Raw genomic sequence first — 18,692 nt, forward strand, 5'->3', positions numbered from 1 at the left:
CACCTGTTCTATTCTGCATCAAATTTGTATCCCATACCCCAGATCGTACGGATATACTCCCCTTTATCGCCCAACTTGCTCCTTAATTTCTTCACATGCGTATCAATCGTCCTTGCATCTCCAAAATAATCATAATTCCATACATTATTAAGGATCTTTTCTCTTGACAGTGCAATTCCGCGATTCTCCACAAAATAAGTGAGAAGTTCAAATTCCTTGTAGCTCAGCTCGATCGGTTTTCCATCTATTTTCACAATATGAGCCGCTTTATCGATCGTAATTCCACCGGCTTCCATCACATCTCCCGCATCACTGCCAAGCGTTCTTCTCAGGATTGCATTCACTCTCGCCACAAGGATCTTTGGACTGAACGGCTTGGAAATATATTCATCTACGCCAAGATCAAATCCCTGCAGTTCATCTCTTTCTTCTGATCTTGCTGTCAGCATGATGATCGGCACTTTTGAAGACTCCCTGATCTCACGGCACACCTGCCATCCGTCCATCCTCGGCATCATAACATCGAGGATCAGCAGTGAAATATCTTTTTCCTCATAGAAAATATCCATTGCCTCCACCCCGTCTTCAGCTTCAAGTACATTGTATCCTTCTCTGACCAGGAAATCCCGCACCAGCTTTCTCATTCTGCTTTCATCATCTACGACCAATATTTTTGCTCTGTCCATTCTTTTTCCCTCCGGTTCTGTTCTGCTCTGAGATCAATTTCTCTCTGAACTCCTCTTTTTCAGGAGTTCTATTTATTTTGAATCCATTCTATGCACGTATGGTAGCAAAAAAATATGTCCTTATTGTGAACGAAACTTTATTTGGTTTTATTTACATGATGCCAGGGTCAAAAGGTCTAAGCCCACATGAGCTTGCTCATAGGTGGGTGAAAGACCTTAGGACCCGCCCCGATATGAGCATAAAAGTGGGATGATAATCCCACGATATGCGAATATTGGGTAGGATTGTGGGAGTGCGTAGCACGGAGCAATCCGTAGGCATCAAAGTCGGGGGCTTTTGACCCCGACATCTTTACATAAGAAAGAATAAATGGTATAGTTTGGTTAGATTATTCTAACCAGAGTTTGAAGGAGGTTACCATGTTTCTTAATCTAAATCATATTAAAAAATCATTTGGACAGGGCGACAGCCGGGTGGAAGTCCTGAAAGGGATTGATCTTTCCATTGAAAAAGGTGAGTTCTGCGTTCTTTTAGGTCCTTCCGGTTCCGGAAAGTCCACCCTGCTTAATATTATCGGTGGAATCGATCATGCTGACAGCGGACAGATCACGATCGACGGAGAACTCATGGAGAAAATGACTCCGAAGCGGCTCGGACTCTACCGCCGCAAACATCTGGGCTACGTTTTCCAGATGTATAATCTGATCCCGAACCTGACTGTCCGCGAAAATATCGAAGTCGGAGCTTATTTAAGCGACCATGCCCTGGATGTGGATGAACTTCTTGATACACTTGGTCTTGCAGATCATCAGCGTAAACTCCCCAATCAGCTTTCCGGTGGTCAGCAGCAGCGTACTGCCATTGGACGTGCGATTGTAAAGAACCCGGATATCCTGCTCTGCGATGAGCCAACCGGTGCTTTGGACTACAATACTTCCAAAGAGATCCTGAAGCTGATTGAAACCGTGAATCAGAAATACGGAAATACCGTTGTCATGGTTACTCATAATGATGCCATCAAAGACATGGCAGACCGGGTTGTCCGTATCCGTGACGGTATGATCCGCAAAAATTATCTGAATGAGCATAAAGTTTCTGCCGAAGCATTAGACTGGTAAGGAGGCTGAAACGATGAAAAATCCATTAACCAAACGTCTTCCAAGGGAACTGAAAAGTGAATTTGGAAAGTATCTTGTAATTTTTCTGCTCCTGATCATTTCCATTGGATTTGTTTCCGGTTTCCTTGTGGCAGACGGAAGTATGATCAGGACTTATAATGAAGGATTTCAGAAGTATAATATTGAGAACGGACATTTTCAGATTGCCAAAAAAGCAACAACTTCACAGATTCAGGCAATCGAAGAAAATGACATTACCCTGTATGAAAATTTTTATTCCGAAGAATCCATAACCAATGGAAGTACGCTCCGTATTTTTTCCAATCGTACCGATGTCAACCTGGTATGCCTGATGAAGGGAGATTTTCCTTCCGGCGAAAATGAGATTGCAATCGACCGTATGTATGCAGATAACAACCATCTGTCAGTCGGTGACACTTTAAAGAGCGATTCCCATGAATGGACGATCACCGGACTGGTTGCTCTTCCTGATTACAGTTGCCTTTTCCAGAATAATAATGATTCGATGTTCGACTCGGTAAAATTCGGAGTGGCTGTCGTAACACCTGAGGCTTTTTCCAAATTTGAAAGTTCTTCCATTAAATATGTCTACTCCTGGAAATATGCAAAAGAACCTGCCAATGATAAGGAAGAAAAGAAGGTTTCCGATGACCTGATGAAGGCTATTAATAAGGAAGTTTCTCTGCAGGACTACGTTCCCCGCTATCTGAACCAGGCGATCAATTTCACCGGTGACGATATGGGCAGTGATCGTGCTATGATTATTGTCTTTCTTTATATTATTATCGTAATCATGGCATTCGTCTTTGGAATTACGAGCAGCAATACCATCATGAAAGAATCCCATGTCATCGGAACACTGCTTGCATCCGGTTATACCCGTGCCGAACTGATCCGCCATTATATGTCCATGCCGATTATTGTCACCCTGATCGGTGCCGTGATCGGAAATATTTTAGGTTATACCGTCCTGAAAGATGTATGTGCCGGTATGTATTACGGAAGCTACAGTCTTCCGACTTATACTACCATCTGGAATGCGGAAGCTTTCCTTCTGACAACCGTGATTCCGATCATTTTGATGATCCTTGTAAACTTTACAATACTCTACAGAAAGCTTTCTCTTTCTCCACTTAAGTTTTTAAGAAGAGACTTGAAGAAAAGACGTCAGAAGCATGCTCTTTATTTAAGCCCGAAGCTGGCATTTTTCAGCCGTTTCCGCATGCGTGTTATTTTTCAGAATATCAGCAACTATGTACTGTTATTTGTCGGAATCCTTTTTGCAAATCTCCTTTTAATGTTCGGACTGCTTTTCCCTGCAGTACTCGATCATTATCAGGAAGTCCTCTCCGATAACCTGTTGTGCAATTATCAGTATATTTTGCAGATTCCACTGGAGGCAATGAATGAAGAGAATAAACTTTCAAGTCTTCTTTCTATGATGTATTTTCAAAGTGCTGTGGAAACCGATAATGAAGACGCTGAAAAATTCAGTGCCTATTCATTAAATACTTATGATACCGGCTACAAAGAAGAAGAAATCCTGCTCTATGGCCTGACAGATGACAGCCGTTATATTTCCATTGATTTCGCAGATGCAGCAGATTCAGATGATCTTTACAATGGTGTCTACATCTCCTCTGCCTATGCGGATAAATACAGCCTGAAAAAGGGCGATACGATTAAATTAAAGGAAATTTATGAAGATGATACTTATCAGTTTACAGTAGACGGCATTTATAACTACGAAGGCGGACTTACCATTTTCATGCCACAGAAACAGTTAAACGATACCTTCGATCTTGGAAGCGACTATTTCAGCGGTTATCTCTCCAAAACGGAGATTACAGATATTGACCAGAAATATATTTCTTCTGTCATTGATCTGGACAGCCTGTCCAAAATCTCCAGACAGCTCACCGTATCAATGGGAAGTATGATGTCTCTTGTGGATGGCTTTGCGATTCTGATGTTTGTTATCTTGATCTATCTGCTTTCCAAGATCATTATCGATAAAAATGCACAGGCGATTTCCATGACCAAAATTCTCGGATATACCAACTGGGAGATCAGTCGGCTTTACATTCTCTCTACCTCCATTGTTGTCGTACTGTTCCTTTTGATCAGCCTTCCGATTGAAAGCATTATCATGACCGGTCTGTTCCGTGCGATCATGATCACCAGCATCACCGGATGGATTCCGCTGTATATGGATCCGGTTATTTATGTAAAAATGTTCGTTCTTGGATTTGGCACTTACCTGATCGTAGCTTTACTGGAGTACCGGAAAATAAAAAAAGTGCCTATGGACGAGGCACTCAAAAATATCGAATAATCATTCAAACTCATATTTACCCAGATACTGCTCTGCCAGTTCTTCATCTGAGCCTGATATGACAACTCTCATGGGAAGTCCCAGCTTTACGGACATCAGCCCCAGCAGGGACTTTCCATCAATCTGATAATTTCTATTAGACATATCCGTCACATCCACATCTGACTCCAGTTTCTGACATGCCTTGCAGAAACTTAAGATTTGACCGGATGACATTAATTTAATTTTCTTTTCTATCATTATAAAACCTCCATCTGACAAGGCATGCCGCTCTGCTTCTTTTTCAGGCATACCGATATAGGATATCAGAATTTCATTCAAACTTCAACCTGTACTTTCTTAATTTTAAAACAATCTTAAGATACCCTGAACAATCGTTTTGAATCCACGCCACATTTTCTTTTTACTTCTTACCAGATTTGACATTCCTTCCAATCCTTTCTATAATAAATTTGCAAACTGTGAGAAACGTGCCTTGCGAATTTCTCACGTAAATCCAATTAAATGAGGTGACTTCTTTATGAAACATTCCATGCAGATTTCCGAATCCATCGGTCTTGGAACGATTCTCGCCCTCTCAGGCGGCTTTATGGACGCTTATTCCTATATTGAACGTGGAAAAGTCTTTGCCAATGCTCAGACGGGAAATATGCTCCTTTTTGGTGTAAATCTTTCTGAGGGAAACTATCAGACCATGCTTAATTACCTCTTCCCGGTACTTGCTTTTGCACTGGGAATCGCACTGGCAGACACGGTCCGTACAAAAGAACCGAACCTGCTTCACTGGAGACAGATTTCTGTCCTTACAGAAGCCCTGATCCTGATTGCAGTCAGTTTCTTTCCTACGACGCTCAATCTGCCTGCCAACTCGCTTACCTCTTTTGCCTGTGGCATTCAGGTTGAAAGTTTCCGCAAAATTCACGGACAAGGAATTGCCACAACTATGTGCATCGGTAATTTGAGAAGCGGAACGGAAAACCTTCACCATTATTTACATACAAAAGAACGGAAATTCCTTGATTCCAGTCTTCTCTACTATGGCATTATCATCTGCTTCATTATCGGAGCCGTCATCGGAAATGCCGTTGTGCGGATTCTTCACGAAAAGGCGATCTTAGGATGTTCCTTCCTTTTGTTCGTTGCTTTTCTGATTATGTTCATTGACAGAGAAAAAGAATTAAGAGAAAACTCTGTTTCCTGACAAGGCTTTTCTTTGGGAACCCAGGGAACTTACATTTCTACCTGAACAAAAACTCCGGAATCCTCGTATTTTTACAAACACGGGGATTCCGGAGTTTTCTTTTCAATGCGGATGACAGGACTTGAACCTGCACGTCGTAGACACCAGAACCTAAATCTGGCGCGTCTGCCAATTCCGCCACATCCGCTTATTCTCTTTTATTTTCTTCTTTGAAAGAAAAAAATAGAACAAGCAATCGCTTGTTCTGATGAGCGTGCGGGGATTCGAACCCCGGACAACTTGATTAAAAGTCAAGTGCTCTACCACCTGAGCTACACGCCCGTATTTTATTTAACTTCCCAGTAACTGGATAAACTGGGCTAGCTGGATTCGAACCAGCGTATGCAGGAGTCAAAGTCCTGTGCCTTACCGCTTGGCGATAGCCCATTAAAGACTTTATGTCTGACACTGCATGCCATTAATAATTATGAAAGGGTGGGTAACCGGACTCGAACCGGTGATATCCAGAACCACAATCTGGCGCGCTAACCAACTGCACCATACCCACCACAAAACGAGCCTGGGGGGATTCGAACCCACGACCTACGGCTTAGAAGGCCGTTGCTCTATCCAGCTGAGCTACAGACTCATTTTCCTCTTTTCGAGGCATCTCACTTTTCAGTGAGAAAGCGGGTGATGGGAATCGAACCCACGTATCCAGCTTGGAAGGCTGGTGTTCTACCATTGAACTACACCCGCACAGCATCGGGGTGACAGGATTCGAACCTGCGACCTCCTGGTCCCAAACCAGGCGCTCTAGCCAAGCTGAGCCACACCCCGATATGTAAGTTGTTCCTGCGTTTCGTTTACTTCATCCGTAACGCAAGAACAATTATATTATAGGATTCAAAGAATGTCAACACTATTTTTCAAAAAAATTTGCATTTCTTCAAAAGACTATTTGCTATTTTTTCAGAAACTTTTATTTTTCTCAATATATCAGCGTCGAATTTTCTGATTTTTTCATACATTAAAGATATTTTTGCTCATAATGGGCTTTTCCTTCTTCATCTATTTCCATCACCATATAACTTGGTTTCCTGCCATCCTGCCTTGGATAAGAAAGACTCCCCGGATTCAGAACGGTAAGTCCGTCCTTCTGAGAAAAATACGGTTTATGCGTATGACCAAACATCACAATATCGGCATTTCTCGATCTTGCCTCTTCTATGATCGTATCGACATCCATAGACACATAATAATAATGTCCATGCGTAATAAAGACATGATACTTTCCTATATCAAATTCTTCTTCCCTTGGAAGCCTGGAAAAAAAGTCATTATTCCCCCGCACAATATGCTTTTCACATTCTATCACTGCATCCAAATACTCTTCATCCCCCTCTACATCACCGAGGTGGATAAACAGATCGATCGAACCTGCCTGCTCTAATACATAATCCAAATTTCCATGCTTTGCATGTGTATCGCTGACGATCAAAATCTTCATAGTTCTCCCTCTCTGAACTTTTCTTCCAGTATCTTCTTCATCGCACGAAGTGCCTTGCCTCTGTGGCTGAGTTCATTTTTCAGTTCAGGAGTCATTTCAGCCGTCGTACATCCATATTCCGGCACGTAAAAAATAGGATCATATCCGAATCCATTTTCTCCGACGATCTCATGTGCAATCTGTCCCTCAATCGTCTCCCTCACTACTTTTACTGTCCCATCCGGAAATACGGCTGCCACTGCACAGACGAATCTTGCTCTTCGCTCTTCATCCGGCACACCTTCCAGCCTGTCCAGCAAAATGCGGTTCTTTATATCATAAGAAGTATCTTCGCCTGCAAATCTTGCTGAATAAATTCCAGGAGCTTTGTCCAGATAATCAATTTCCAGACCGGAATCATCTGCCAGGACAATATCATTTGTCATAACTCTTGAAATTGCTCTCGCCTTGATCTCTGCATTTTCTTCAAACGACATTCCATCTTCTTCGATTTCTTCAAATACACCGGCCTCTTTCATCGAAAGAATTTCCAGTCCCAGATCTGCAAGGATCATTCGGATCTCTTTCATTTTATTTTCATTTCCGGTAGCAAATATAATTCTTTTTTTCATCTTCTGTTCCCTCTATCTTTTCTGTCTCGGCGGCTTTGGTCCCTGAAACTGATAAAAATATGTCTTCAGCATTCCATTGTAAATCTTTCGGTTTTTATCTGCTTTTCTTCCGAAATAACGCTCTGCATCTTCAAAACTTGTGATCATATAAGCTGACCAGTTGTCCAGTCCCTTAAAACTCTCTCCAAATTCACGATAGATCTGTGGAAGTGTCTCCCGGTCTTCCAACCGCTCTCCATATGGGGGATTCGTGATAATGAATCCATACTTCTTTGGATGTCTCAGATCTTTCACTGCACGCTCCTGAAAATGGATCAAATGGGCAACTCCTGCATTCTCTGCATTTTCTCTTGCCATCCGCACAACACTTCCATCTATATCATACCCCTGAATATCTGTCTCTATCTCATCCTCGATCAGATCATTTGCCTCATCGATTGCCTCATACCAGTATTTCTTTCCGATCAGATTAGTCCATGTCTCTGCGGTAAAAGAACGGTTCATTCCCGGGGCAATCTTTGCAGCCATCATTGCAGCCTCGATTGGAAAGGTACCACTTCCGCAGAAAGGATCTACCAAGATCCGATCTTTTCTCCATGGTGTCAGCATGATCAGAGCCGCTGCCAGCGTCTCTGAGATCGGAGCTTTTCCTGCTGCCGGACGATATCCTCTCTTATGCAGAGAATCTCCTGATGTATCAATCCCGATAGTCACAATATCTTTCATCAGAAAAACTCTCAGCGGATACGATGCTCCGTCCTCCTGAAACCACTGAATCCGGTATTTTGATTTCAGCCTTTCTACCATTGCTTTTTTCATGATCGACTGTATATCAGAGGGACTGAAAAGCTTACTCTTAACCGATGACGCCTTCGCCACCCAGAACTTTCCATCTTTCGGTATGTACGCCTCCCATGGCAATGCCTTCGTCTTCTCAAACAGTTCATCAAACGTTACTGCTTTGAAACTTCCCACTTTTAAAAGAACTCTTTCCGCTGTCCTCAGGAAAATATTCGCTCTGCATGCAGCATCTGCCTCACCATAAAATGTCACTCTTCCATCTTCCACCTGGGAAATCTCATATCCAAGATCCTGAATTTCTCTTTTCAGTACAGATTCCAGGCCAAAATGACATGGTGCAATCCATTCCATTTTATTCATTCATTTACTACCTCATTATAAATACATTTTTTAATTCACTTCTTTTTATTCTACTATAAATCAGGGGCAGAGTAAAGTTGAATTTACCCTGCCCCTGCGGTCACATTCTCTGCTTTTCAAGTCTCTTCCGTGACTTCTCTTCTGATTCCCCTTTTGGCTTTTTCGATCAAATTAATATCTGTCTGTCGAATCATATCCATTCTTATTAGAAGAATTTTTATCGTAGGAATTTTTGTTCTTTCCACAATTCTGCGATGCAGATGAAGTACCATTCGTACTATTTGTGCTGTTCTTGTTCACACTGTTCTTGTTGGTACTATTCTTATTCTTGTTCTGCTCATCTGCATAGGATGAATAAGAGCTGTCCTCCATATTTTTGTTCTTGTTCACATTCGTATAATTTTTTGCCATGATGATTCCTCCTATCTATTTGGTACAGTCTTATTATCTCTGAAAACCAGATCTTTATACGCATTGGAGGAAATTAATCAGAACAATTTTTATATTCCAAATATATAAACCATTATTTAAATATTTTTCTTGCTTTTTCCATTTTGATATATTATACTATCTTTTGTAGAGAGGTTACTTTCTACAACCCCTTATTAATTATTTATACTCCCCTCAAAAGACCGATGGCTCCCCCATCGGTCTTTTACTTTATATAAGGATAGATGTCGGGGGCAAAAGCCCCCGACTATGATACCTACGGATTGTTACGCACTACGTGCTCTCACAATCCTACCCAACATTCGCATATCGTGGTGCTTACGCCCCACTTTTATGCTCATATTGGGGCGGGTCTCAAGGTCATTCTACCACCAGTGTGCAAGCACACGTGGTTTCAGACCTTTTGACCCTGGTATCAAGGATATAATGCATTATAATTATTCCGTTTATCGCTGCGATCCACTTCCTCCGATCAGTCGAATAATCAACATTGCGATCAGCAGTGGAATAAGAATCGGAGCAAGGATCCGGATCACTCCCGCAACGAATGAAATGATCACCACAATCACCAGTACAACAGCAAGAATAAAAAGTGCTTTTTTCCACCATGGAATCTCAAATACTCTGCCTTCCTCCTCTTTCATATAAGTACCATAACTGCTGCCTGCTGCCGCTCCACCGTCAGCTCCATTTTCATCTGCCTCCAGCAAAGTCTGTGCAATCGCCCATGAATCTCCCAGAGTATCGACTACCTGCTGTTCCGTCTTTCCCTTTCTGACTTCTTCATTTATATATTCATTATAATAATTGAGGTTTTCCTGTATCGCACTGGCATCCATATTTCCATCCAGTGCTTCTTTCAATCCCTGCAAAAATTCTTCCCGGGTCATCTTGTCCTCCTTATGAACCTGATTCTTAGCTTTTTCTTTTCAAAGCTTCTTTCATCTGTAGAATAGCATATCATTCTTCATTTGACAAAGTCTTTTTCTGCGTTCACAATTTGTTCATTTATCATTAAAAATTCTTTCACTTTCTCATCACTTTTTCTTCATTTCTCTTTCATATACTATAACCATCAAAGAAATACAAATTCATTAAGCCAACAAGATTTATTTTAGATAAACTTTTTCATAATACTTGCCAGGAGCCGGTCGCCGGTTACCTGGCATCCTCCCTTTTATGGGGCTTTTTTTATTTTCTTCTTTTTCCCGTTCTTTTCATTCTCCATCCATACCATAGCAGGATCAGAATCCCTGCTGCTCCAAAAATTTCTGCCCATATCCATTGATCCATTTTATTTTCAGTTTCTTCTCCATGTCCTGAAAAAAGATCTTCAACAGGCTTCCATATCTTCTGCACGATACTTTTTCCCGGTCTTATTTCAAACCGTATCACTTTTTTCACCTGGTTTCCTGCTGCATCCTCTGCCTGGACTCCCATTATATAATTCCCGCTTTCCATAATTTCACACTGAAACATCCTGCTTTCGGTACTCAGCTTCTGTCTCTCTCCGTTTAAAGTGAGATCGGTCAGATACTCTTTTTCTCCGTCAACCCAGACTTCTATCTTCACCTTTTCTTCATAGATCGCCCCATCTTTTAATCTTCCCATATAAAGCACCGGTGGTGTATGATCTATGGTAAATACTGCTTCTGCAACCGAATCATTTCCTGCTGCGTCCTCTGCCCTGACTCTCAACCGGTGTACTCCCTCTTCGGTTACAAGCCTTCCTTTTGCATATTCCAGTCCATCCAGAAGCATCTGATACTGATAATCTGTCAAATCCGAAACGGCTTCTTCAACTTCATAATTCCACTGAAAAAAGGGAAGATCTGTTCCATTGAGCTGATCCACATATCGGATTACCGGGCTGCAGCGGTCAATAACAAACCGATACTCTTTTTCCGTCTTCCAGCCAGCCCGGTCTTCAACCTGAATCCGGCATTCATAATAACCATCCTCTTCAAATACAAATGGTATGCTGACTTCCTTTTCTGAAAGTTCCTGCTTTGCCTGATTTAAAATCAGCTCCTTCTTTTTCTCCTGATCTGTTCTCGTAACAGACACCTCATACTTTCCCAGTAGATTTTCATCCTTCAGCACAATCTCACCGCTGCATTTCTCCCCTGTGATCATTGCATCTGTCACACCATTCATCTCTGCCGTCGGCGATTTTCTGTCTATATAAAGTTTTTCTTTTCTGACCGTACTGTTCCCGGCACGATCGACCGCATGAACCATCAGTTCTACCGGACTCCCATCCACTGATTCTTTCTCAAGCTTTACAGTAAAACTGTCTGATTCTGTCGGATTCTCATAATACTTCCTGTTGATTTCCTCGCCGTTCACATAACATACCGCCAGCCGCAAACCGGCACTGCAGGTATACTTTTCTGATCTTTCTCCAATCCACAGCCTGATCTTCGGCAAATCTTTCTGCCATTCACCAGATTTTCCCGCTCCCGTAACAGCGATCAGTGGTTTCTCATCTTCACAAATGATCTGTTCTGAGCTGCTTCTCACACTTTCCAGTCCGGCATAATCTACCGCATAAGCCTCCAGCCGTCCCTGATAGCCCAATGGCAGATACACGCTTCCCTCTGCTCCTTCTACTTCCAATTTTGTACCATCTTCCTGCTGTACGATGATCTTTTCAACACCGGAGCTTTCATCCTGGCTTTTTACCAGCATCTCTGTCTCCGTCTGATAACAATATCCCCTCTCCTCACTTCCCGCCGGATAGGAAAATACCACTGCCGCCGGTACTGTCTTATCTATACAGATCACCGCTTTCTGCTCCCACTCTGTCTCCCCGGTTTCCGACTCCTGCCACAACCGAAGCTGGTTCTTTCCCTCCTTCCATACAGCAGGCTCAAAGGAATATCTCCAGTTACCTTCCTCTTCCTGCTCTGTAAAATTCACAGTTTCTGCTTTTTTCTCTCCTGACGTATATGTAATCTCATACTGCATGTTACAGTATATTTCTTGATCCGGTATTTCTTCATCCTGCATTTCTTTATCTGGTATTTCTTCATCCTGCATTTCTTTATCTGGTATTTTTTCACCCTGCATTTCTTCATCCCGTATTTCTTTATCCGATATTTTTGCAGCCCCCTCCAGACATACTTCCACTTTTGGATCTTCTGTGTACCATCGGTTCGCTCCACTTTCATCGTACACATTTCCGTCTATCCTAAGAACCGGAATCTCTTTGCTCTCCTCTTCATCTGCAGCCGCCAGTCCTGCACTTCCAAATACAACCACTGCAAAGATTACTGCAAGGATCCAGCAACTTACTTTATTCACATTTTCCTTTTTATTCTTTTTATTTATCCACATTCTGCTCATTTATTTCCCCTTCCTGCTTCTGTTCTTCTTTCTTCTGCTCTTCCCGACTCTGTCCGTTCTGCACTCCGCTTTCCTGCTCCTGAATACGAAGTTCATACTCCTGCATTAGTTTCTCAACCTCAGGTTCGGTTCCCGTACGTTCTAAAACTCTTTTTCCCGTAAGGAGTGCTATTGAATACTGTTCTTTCCCTGCTTCTAATTTCATCTTACGGATGCCCGCTGTTGCAATCTGTTCCCGGTTTTCTTCAATCTCAACCAGTCTTCCGTATACATCGATTGCTTTCTCAACCCGCGTTTCCCGCTCATAAGCCGTCCCTAATGCCCACAATGCACATCGTTCCAACGCTTCTCCTTCTGACATAACCAGTTCATTGCCTTTTCTTGTATTCGACAGAAGATAGCTTCTGAATCTCCGCTCTGCCGCTTCTGCTGCACTCTCATCCTCTGCCTCTATTTTCTCTGTATTATCTGCCCCCTCTGCAGCGTCTGCCTCTCTATCTGCAGCCTCCAGTTTTTCTGCATCCATTCTTAATTCTGCCGTATCTGTTCTCATTCTTTCACTGTTCTTCAATACAAGCACCGCAAGCACTGCCACACTGATTTTTAAGAACCTCTTTTTCTTTTGTCCATGAAACAGATCCTTTGCTTTTTCAAAAAGCCGTATTTGCCCGGAAATCTCCGGCAGATCTTTTTGAACCTGACAGATCCTCTCATAGGGACGCTGACGTTCTCCTGTGCATCCTGCGATTACTTTCTGACATTTGGCCGCCTCTCTTCTTGTCAGTTCCGGTTCTGTCCTTACTGAGGCAAGAAGAAACTGCATCAATTTCCCGTATCCATACAGATCCGCACTCTTTTGTTCCCTGCCCTGCTGTCTGCCGTCTTTTTTTATAAAGTGATTTCTCACTGCACGCTGCTGCATCCGCTTAATGATAAATCCGTTCTCCTCTCCTACAGGATCCAGCAAAAAAAGCCCGGCTTCTCCCACGACAAGCACACTGTATGGTGTCAGACATCCATAATTCATCCCATTACTCCGCTGATAATCATACAGGCTTTTCCAAAGCTGCCGAAACCAGCTAAAAAGCTGTCCTTTTCCTATACATTCATGCTCCTGCAGATAATAAATCAGCAGGCATCCCTCCAGGCAGTCTGCACTTTGCCGACACTGATCCTTATACTCCTGAAAGCGAAGGACTTCATACATCTTTTCCATATTCTATTCTTCTGCGATCACTTTGCCGGTGAGTCCTCACATCACCACCTCGTAATCTTTGATAGCATGTCCATTGAAAATTATCAGAAACTGATCTGATCCTCTGAATTGATTTTCCTGCATTCAGTAAAGAATCCTGAATGGTTATTTTATAATAATCGAACGCCCGGAAAAAATCAAGTTCTTTCCGGGCATCCTGTTCATTCTTTATATTCTTTTAATAACTGTCATTTTTTTATTCTTTAAGAAACTTTAAAGTTCTTCCAGCCGTTCCAGTGCCGCTGCAACAACCTTATCCATATCATAATATTTATAATCTCCAAGCCTTCCTCCGAAGATGACATTCTCTTCTTTTTCTGCCAGTTCTCTGTAAGCCTGGTAGAGAGCTGTATTTTTCTCATCATTCACCGGATAATATGGTTCCATTCCGACACTCCATTCTGAAGAATACTCCCGGGAGATCACCGTCTTTTCCTGTCTGCCAAACTCAAAATGCTTATGCTCAATGATCCTTGTATATGGAACTTCCCGCTCTGTATAATTTACTACTGCATTTCCCTGATAGTTTTCACAGTCAAGCACTTCCGTCTCAAACCGCACTGAACGATACTCCAAAGCTCCAAGCCTGTATCCAAAATACTCATCAATCATTCCTGTAAAAATAATCTTTTCAGCAATGTCCGGATTTTCTTTTCTGAACTCAAAGAAATCAACTCCGGTGCGTACTTCCGCCCCTTCCAGCATCTTTTCTACGATTGCAGTATAACCGCCAATCGGAATGCCCTGATAACGGTCATTGAAATAATTATTATCATAAATAAACCGAAACGGCAGACGCCTGATGATAAATGCCGGAAGCTCCGTACACTTTCTTCCCCATTGCTTTTCTGTATATCCTTTGATCAGCTTTTCATAAATATCCCGGCCTCCAAGAAACAATGCCTGCTCTTCCAGATTCTTCGGTTCTGTGATCCCGGTTTCTTTTCTCTGCTTCTCAATGATTGCTTTCGCTTCCCCCGGTGTCCGGATTCCCCACATTTTGCTGAAAGTATTCATATTAAACGGAAGATTGTAAAGCTCGTCTTTGTATACGGCCACCGGAGAATTAATATAATTGTTAAACTCTGTGAACTGGTTCATATACTCCCATATCTTTTTATCTGATGTATGAAAAATATGAGCTCCATATTTATGAACATGGATTCCTTCGATCTCTTCACAATAAATATTGCCTGCAATATGATCTCTTCTGTCGATCACCAGACATTTTTTCCCTTTCTTTCCAAGTTCATATGCCATGACCGCTCCATATAAACCTGCTCCTACTATCAGATAATCATATTTTTTCATTTCTTTGTAAACCTCCTAATTTCTTTTCCTTTTACATGGTGACATCTTATTCAAAATGATACCAATTCTGTATTTTATTCTACACTTTTCAGTGATTCTACCATGTTGATCTTCTTTAATTTAAAATACATTACCCCGTTCACGAATAACGAAAATACAACCGTCAGAAGAAATGCGTATACAAAACTGATCGTATTAATATTCCTTCCAAACATAACCGAATCAATTTCTACCGTTACAATAATGAACCGGTGCAGGATCTTTCCAAGAAGCATCCCGAAAACCGATCCAATCAGGGTCAGCAGAATATTTTCCCGGTAGACATATTCTGTCACTTCCTTATCATAAAAGCCCAACACTTTCAGCGTTGCCAGTTCTCTTTTACGCTCGGTAATATTGATATTATTCAGATTATACAAAACCACAAATGCCAGCATTCCCGCAGAAATAATCAGAACCACGATAACGATATCCAGACTCTGAAGCATATCATCCACCTGCTGTCTCAATTCTGTCGTATAGCTGACACTTAAAGCTCCGTCCAGTTTCAACGCCGCCTCACCAACCGATTCGGCCTCCTTTGTGGTTCGCCCTTCTGTCCGGTAATAAATGGAATTATACTCTGGTTCTTTTCCATAAGCTGCCTTATAGACAGCCGGTGTCATATACAGATAATGGCTCATATAATTTTCACAGATCTGGCTGATCTTAACCGTTCGTTCCTTTTCATTTTCTTCCTTAATCGTAACGGTATCACCTGCTGACACTCCAAGCTCCTTTGCCATCTTCTCTGTCAGTACAGCGCCCTTGTCTGTAAGCTGATATTTTTCTTTGGTTGTTCTGTCCTGCAATACTACAAAATCCGAAAACTTCTCTACATTTTCCGGGACATTCAGATAAACCTCTTTTGAAACTCCGTCATGCTCTATCGTGATCTTCTGCAAAAGATCTTCCGCCGTTGCAACAACCTGACTGTTTTTTTCAAGTGCTTCATACACTTCCTGCTTTTCCTGCATTGTAACATCACTTTGCAGGATCACATTTCCATCATATAACTGAATGTCTTCATATTGTAGTGGTACAATGGATGAAATAGAATCCTTCAGACCAAATCCAACCAGCATCAGTCCCATGCATCCGCCAATTCCGAAAATCGTCATGAAAAACCGTTTCTTATATCTCATTAAATTCCGTACTGTCGATTTCCATGTAAAATTTAATCGTTTCCATAGAAACGGTATATATTCAAGGAAGACTCTTTTTCCCTGCTTCGGTGCCGGCGGTCTCATTAATTCTGCTGCCTGCTCTTTCAATTCCTTCATACAGGAAAAAATCGTTGCCGCTACAGTACAGAGCAATGCCGCTACACATGCAAGTACTCCGTAATACAGATTATACGGGATTTCTACATCCGGCAAATGCCGGTACATGATCTTGTACGCTGTTATAATAATATAGGGAAGGATTTTCTCTCCGATCATCACACCAAAAATACCACCGGTCAGAGTCGCAAGCACTGCATATCCAAGATACTTCGCTGCGATAGACTTCTTGCTGTATCCTAACGCTTTCAACGTTCCTATGAGCGTTCTCTCTTCTTCTACCATACGCGTCATCGTGGTCAGACTGATCAGTGCTGCAACCAGAAAGAAAATCAATGGAAAAACTTCCCCGATTGCTTTCATCCTGTCCGCATTATCTCCATAGCCTGAATATTCCGGCAAATGCGACCGGTCATAGATATACCAGGTCGGCTTTTCTATCTGTTCAATCTCTTTCTTTGCATCCGCCAACTGGACTTTTGCATCGGCGATCTGTGCTTCTCCATCTGCAATTTCCGCATTTGCCTGACGCTCCCCGTCCTGATATTCTATCCATCCATCAGCCAGCCCGGTTTCTCCATCCTGAATCTGCTTTATTCCGGCCTGGATCTGTTCTTCTCCATCAGCAATCCTTTTTTTGGCATCTTCAATCTGACGCTGTCCTGACAGAATCTGATTTTTTCCGGATTCCAGTTGTTCTCTTGCCGCCTGAAGCCGAAACTCTCCTGAAGAAATATAAGATTCCATCTGGGTAAGTCCGGTCTGCATCTGCTCCTGTCCTGCTTCTATCTCAGAAAGACCTGCCGAAATCTTTTCCAGTGCCGTCTCCGTCTGCTCCAGTCCATTCTTCATCTGAACCAGCTTTTCTTCCAACGGATCCATCTGACTTTCCACTGTCTCCAAAAGTGTCTTATTCTGCTCTATTTTTGCACTATTTTCTGCAATTTTGGCATTGACTTCATCCAGTTGTGCTTTCTTTGCTTCAACCTGCTTCAGTATCTTCGTATCACCGGATGCTTCATACTGACTCTTTAATTCTTCATATTCTTTTTGCAGAGTCTCCTTTTCTTCTGACAGACGGATTCCTTCTGCATTCAGGTCTTCTTTTTCCGCTTTCAACCGGGAAATCTGCTGTTGCAGGACCGCCTGCGTATCAAGCAGATTTTTCTGACCTTCCTGAAGCGTCCTTTTCTGTGCTTCAAGCGTTGTCTTCTGACCTGATAATTCCTCTTTCTGCTGCTCCAATGCTGCAAGCTGCCCCTGCAATGTATCCTTCTGTTCCTTTAAAGTTGCCAGTGCAATGCTCTTTTCATTCAGTTCTTTTTCGCCTGCCGCAATCTTCCCGGAAGACTCATTTAATTCTTTTTGTGCCTGCTCCAGTTCTTCTTTGGATGAGGCAATCTTCGCCTGAGACGATGCCAGTTCTTTTTTCGCCTGTTCCAGCTCTTTCTGTGCATTTTCCAGCTTTTCCCTTGCTGCTGTAAGCTTCTCCTGTGCTTCTGCCTTTCCCTGCTCCAGCTCAGCCTCTGCATCCGTAATCTCTTTTTCTGCATCTGCCAGCTTTTCCGAAGCTTCTGTCACGATTTCATCATACCGTGCCTTCTCCCGCTCCTCTTTGATGGCTTCTACTTCTTTCATGACAGAGTCGATCCGCTGATCGTACTGATCTGTAAAAGCAGTCAGTTTCTCCGCTCCTTTGACCTGTGCATAAATTTCCGTATATACTTCCATGCAGAAGCTTTCCTCCGGTACACATAAAAAGGCACTGATATTTCCACTTCCTATCGTCGTACTTCCACGCTGAAATCCAATATAACATGGACTGCTCACACTTCCTACGATCGTAAAAGTATCCTCCTTCAGAGAATCCGTAACCGGTTTGTCTGTCCCGCTTGATAGTGTCACCCGGTCTCCGATCTTCAAGGTGCTTTTTGAGAGAAAATCTGCATCCACCACACATTCGTCTGACTTCTCAGGCAGTCTTCCATTCTCCACCTGCACCTGATTCATGGACGGAAGCAGCGACATGACATGCATGACGATCTGATTGTCTCCCTCTGTACAAAGTGCGTCCACTGAATATCCTGCTTCCGCTTTTTCGATCCCATCCAGCTTCTCTATTGCCTCAACATCCTCATCTGTCAGTCCCATTGTACTGATCACCTGAAGATCCATCAGATTCTTCCTGTCAAAATAAGCATCTCCCGAATACCTCATATCCGGTTCTGATGAACGGATTCCCGCAAAAAAGGCACAGCCGATCGCAACGATAAAAAAGATGGACAAAAACCGCCCCATACTTTTACGGATCTCCATATAAAAATCTTTTCTCAGTGCTTTCTTTTTCATCTGGTCACCTTACCATTCTGTTCTCATTTCATTC

At 42.5% G+C, this 18,692-nt stretch carries 15 protein-coding genes and 7 tRNA genes; 4 read left to right on the top strand and 18 right to left on the bottom strand.

Annotated elements, in window-relative coordinates:
• Window positions 1-8: 8 nt before the first annotated feature.
• Window positions 9-686 carry a response regulator transcription factor gene (locus NQ541_RS09415; RefSeq protein WP_005609411.1) on the bottom strand — a complete coding sequence of 226 codons (678 nt, stop codon included), beginning with the start codon at window positions 684-686 and terminating at the stop codon, window positions 9-11.
• Between the two features lie 420 nt (window positions 687-1,106).
• Between NQ541_RS09415 and NQ541_RS09420 the strand changes: the two genes are divergently transcribed.
• Both NQ541_RS09420 and NQ541_RS09425 read left to right on the top strand, forming a co-directional pair.
• Entirely contained in the window at window positions 1,107-1,805 is a 699-nt protein-coding gene (locus NQ541_RS09420) for an ABC transporter ATP-binding protein (protein WP_005613130.1), read from the top strand.
• Window positions 1,806-1,818: 13 nt separating this feature from the next.
• A complete protein-coding gene (locus NQ541_RS09425) occupies window positions 1,819-4,161 on the top strand; it encodes an ABC transporter permease (RefSeq protein WP_005613127.1) in 2,343 nt (780 codons plus the stop codon).
• Here NQ541_RS09425 and NQ541_RS09430 read toward each other — a convergent pair whose 3' ends face one another.
• On the bottom strand, window positions 4,162-4,401 hold the full coding sequence (locus NQ541_RS09430) for an HPr family phosphocarrier protein (protein ID WP_023921069.1): 240 nt from the start codon (window positions 4,399-4,401) through the stop codon (window positions 4,162-4,164).
• A 280-nt stretch (window positions 4,402-4,681) separates the two neighbouring features.
• On the opposite strand from NQ541_RS09430, the gene NQ541_RS09435 reads away from it, so the two are divergent.
• The gene (locus NQ541_RS09435) at window positions 4,682-5,362 is read left to right on the top strand and encodes a YoaK family protein (protein ID WP_005613122.1); all 681 of its coding nucleotides are present in this window, start codon (window positions 4,682-4,684) and stop codon (window positions 5,360-5,362) included.
• Window positions 5,363-5,468: 106 nt separating this feature from the next.
• Here the strand turns inward: NQ541_RS09435 and NQ541_RS09440 are convergent.
• From NQ541_RS09440 to NQ541_RS09490, 11 genes are all read right to left on the bottom strand, one after another.
• Window positions 5,469-5,549: transfer RNA gene (locus NQ541_RS09440), tRNA-Leu, on the bottom strand.
• A gap of 61 nt (window positions 5,550-5,610) precedes the next feature.
• Window positions 5,611-5,683: transfer RNA gene (locus NQ541_RS09445), tRNA-Lys, on the bottom strand.
• A gap of 33 nt (window positions 5,684-5,716) precedes the next feature.
• A tRNA-Gln gene (locus tag NQ541_RS09450) sits at window positions 5,717-5,788 on the bottom strand.
• 47 nt (window positions 5,789-5,835) lie between these two features.
• Window positions 5,836-5,909, bottom strand: a tRNA-His gene (locus tag NQ541_RS09455).
• 7 nt (window positions 5,910-5,916) lie between these two features.
• Window positions 5,917-5,990: transfer RNA gene (locus NQ541_RS09460), tRNA-Arg, on the bottom strand.
• Between the two features lie 39 nt (window positions 5,991-6,029).
• Window positions 6,030-6,100: transfer RNA gene (locus tag NQ541_RS09465), tRNA-Gly, on the bottom strand.
• 6 nt (window positions 6,101-6,106) lie between these two features.
• Window positions 6,107-6,181, bottom strand: a tRNA-Pro gene (locus NQ541_RS09470).
• 190 nt (window positions 6,182-6,371) lie between these two features.
• The gene (locus NQ541_RS09475) at window positions 6,372-6,851 is read right to left on the bottom strand and encodes a metallophosphoesterase family protein (RefSeq protein ID WP_005613118.1); all 480 of its coding nucleotides are present in this window, start codon (window positions 6,849-6,851) and stop codon (window positions 6,372-6,374) included.
• Entirely contained in the window at window positions 6,848-7,462 is a 615-nt protein-coding gene (locus NQ541_RS09480; protein WP_005613115.1) for an XTP/dITP diphosphatase, read from the bottom strand. The genes NQ541_RS09475 and NQ541_RS09480 overlap by 4 nt, the downstream gene beginning before the upstream one ends.
• A gap of 12 nt (window positions 7,463-7,474) precedes the next feature.
• Window positions 7,475-8,623: a THUMP domain-containing class I SAM-dependent RNA methyltransferase gene (locus NQ541_RS09485; protein WP_005613113.1), complete on the bottom strand. Its 1,149-nt coding sequence runs from the start codon at window positions 8,621-8,623 to the stop codon at window positions 7,475-7,477.
• Window positions 8,624-8,794: 171 nt separating this feature from the next.
• On the bottom strand, window positions 8,795-9,034 hold the full coding sequence (locus NQ541_RS09490; protein ID WP_005613109.1) for a hypothetical protein: 240 nt from the start codon (window positions 9,032-9,034) through the stop codon (window positions 8,795-8,797).
• A gap of 263 nt (window positions 9,035-9,297) precedes the next feature.
• On the opposite strand from NQ541_RS09490, the gene NQ541_RS13225 reads away from it, so the two are divergent.
• A complete protein-coding gene (locus NQ541_RS13225) occupies window positions 9,298-9,480 on the top strand; it encodes a hypothetical protein (protein ID WP_081717056.1) in 183 nt (60 codons plus the stop codon).
• A 39-nt stretch (window positions 9,481-9,519) separates the two neighbouring features.
• Here NQ541_RS13225 and NQ541_RS09500 read toward each other — a convergent pair whose 3' ends face one another.
• The 5 genes from NQ541_RS09500 to NQ541_RS09520 all read right to left on the bottom strand — a co-directional run bounded on the left by NQ541_RS09500 (window position 9,520) and on the right by NQ541_RS09520 (window position 18,658).
• Entirely contained in the window at window positions 9,520-9,963 is a 444-nt protein-coding gene (locus NQ541_RS09500; RefSeq protein ID WP_005611258.1) for a DUF1700 domain-containing protein, read from the bottom strand.
• 301 nt (window positions 9,964-10,264) lie between these two features.
• Complete coding sequence (locus tag NQ541_RS09505) at window positions 10,265-12,421, bottom strand: Ig-like domain-containing protein (protein ID WP_044940720.1); 2,157 nt, start codon at window positions 12,419-12,421, stop codon at window positions 10,265-10,267.
• The gene (locus NQ541_RS09510) at window positions 12,399-13,637 is read right to left on the bottom strand and encodes a hypothetical protein (RefSeq protein WP_005611254.1); all 1,239 of its coding nucleotides are present in this window, start codon (window positions 13,635-13,637) and stop codon (window positions 12,399-12,401) included. The genes NQ541_RS09505 and NQ541_RS09510 overlap by 23 nt, the downstream gene beginning before the upstream one ends.
• 252 nt (window positions 13,638-13,889) lie before the next feature.
• Window positions 13,890-14,987: a UDP-galactopyranose mutase gene (gene glf, locus NQ541_RS09515; RefSeq protein WP_005611252.1), complete on the bottom strand. Its 1,098-nt coding sequence runs from the start codon at window positions 14,985-14,987 to the stop codon at window positions 13,890-13,892.
• Between the two features lie 74 nt (window positions 14,988-15,061).
• Complete coding sequence (locus NQ541_RS09520) at window positions 15,062-18,658, bottom strand: FtsX-like permease family protein (RefSeq protein ID WP_005611250.1); 3,597 nt, start codon at window positions 18,656-18,658, stop codon at window positions 15,062-15,064.
• Between the last annotated feature and the right edge of the window lie 34 nt (window positions 18,659-18,692).

Origin of the sequence: [Ruminococcus] lactaris ATCC 29176 (assembly GCF_025152405.1) — a bacterium.
Lineage (GTDB): Bacteria > Bacillota > Clostridia > Lachnospirales > Lachnospiraceae > Mediterraneibacter > Mediterraneibacter lactaris.

What these genes read in the sequence shown, in the direction of transcription:
- NQ541_RS09505 (WP_044940720.1), bottom strand. Translation starts at nt 12,421, where the DNA reads ATGAGCAGAATGTGGATAAATAAAAAGAATAAAAAGGAAAATGTGAAT.
- glf (WP_005611252.1), bottom strand. Translation starts at nt 14,987, where the DNA reads ATGAAAAAATATGATTATCTGATAGTAGGAGCAGGTTTATATGGAGCG.
- NQ541_RS13225 (WP_081717056.1), top strand. Translation starts at nt 9,298, where the DNA reads ATGTCGGGGGCAAAAGCCCCCGACTATGATACCTACGGATTGTTACGC.
- NQ541_RS09520 (WP_005611250.1), bottom strand. Translation starts at nt 18,658, where the DNA reads ATGAAAAAGAAAGCACTGAGAAAAGATTTTTATATGGAGATCCGTAAA.
- NQ541_RS09415 (WP_005609411.1), bottom strand. Translation starts at nt 686, where the DNA reads ATGGACAGAGCAAAAATATTGGTCGTAGATGATGAAAGCAGAATGAGA.
- NQ541_RS09425 (WP_005613127.1), top strand. Translation starts at nt 1,819, where the DNA reads ATGAAAAATCCATTAACCAAACGTCTTCCAAGGGAACTGAAAAGTGAA.
- NQ541_RS09480 (WP_005613115.1), bottom strand. Translation starts at nt 7,462, where the DNA reads ATGAAAAAAAGAATTATATTTGCTACCGGAAATGAAAATAAAATGAAA.
- NQ541_RS09435 (WP_005613122.1), top strand. Translation starts at nt 4,682, where the DNA reads ATGAAACATTCCATGCAGATTTCCGAATCCATCGGTCTTGGAACGATT.
- NQ541_RS09430 (WP_023921069.1), bottom strand. Translation starts at nt 4,401, where the DNA reads ATGATAGAAAAGAAAATTAAATTAATGTCATCCGGTCAAATCTTAAGT.
- NQ541_RS09485 (WP_005613113.1), bottom strand. Translation starts at nt 8,623, where the DNA reads ATGAATAAAATGGAATGGATTGCACCATGTCATTTTGGCCTGGAATCT.
- NQ541_RS09490 (WP_005613109.1), bottom strand. Translation starts at nt 9,034, where the DNA reads ATGGCAAAAAATTATACGAATGTGAACAAGAACAAAAATATGGAGGAC.
- NQ541_RS09500 (WP_005611258.1), bottom strand. Translation starts at nt 9,963, where the DNA reads ATGACCCGGGAAGAATTTTTGCAGGGATTGAAAGAAGCACTGGATGGA.
- NQ541_RS09475 (WP_005613118.1), bottom strand. Translation starts at nt 6,851, where the DNA reads ATGAAGATTTTGATCGTCAGCGATACACATGCAAAGCATGGAAATTTG.
- NQ541_RS09420 (WP_005613130.1), top strand. Translation starts at nt 1,107, where the DNA reads ATGTTTCTTAATCTAAATCATATTAAAAAATCATTTGGACAGGGCGAC.
- NQ541_RS09510 (WP_005611254.1), bottom strand. Translation starts at nt 13,637, where the DNA reads ATGGAAAAGATGTATGAAGTCCTTCGCTTTCAGGAGTATAAGGATCAG.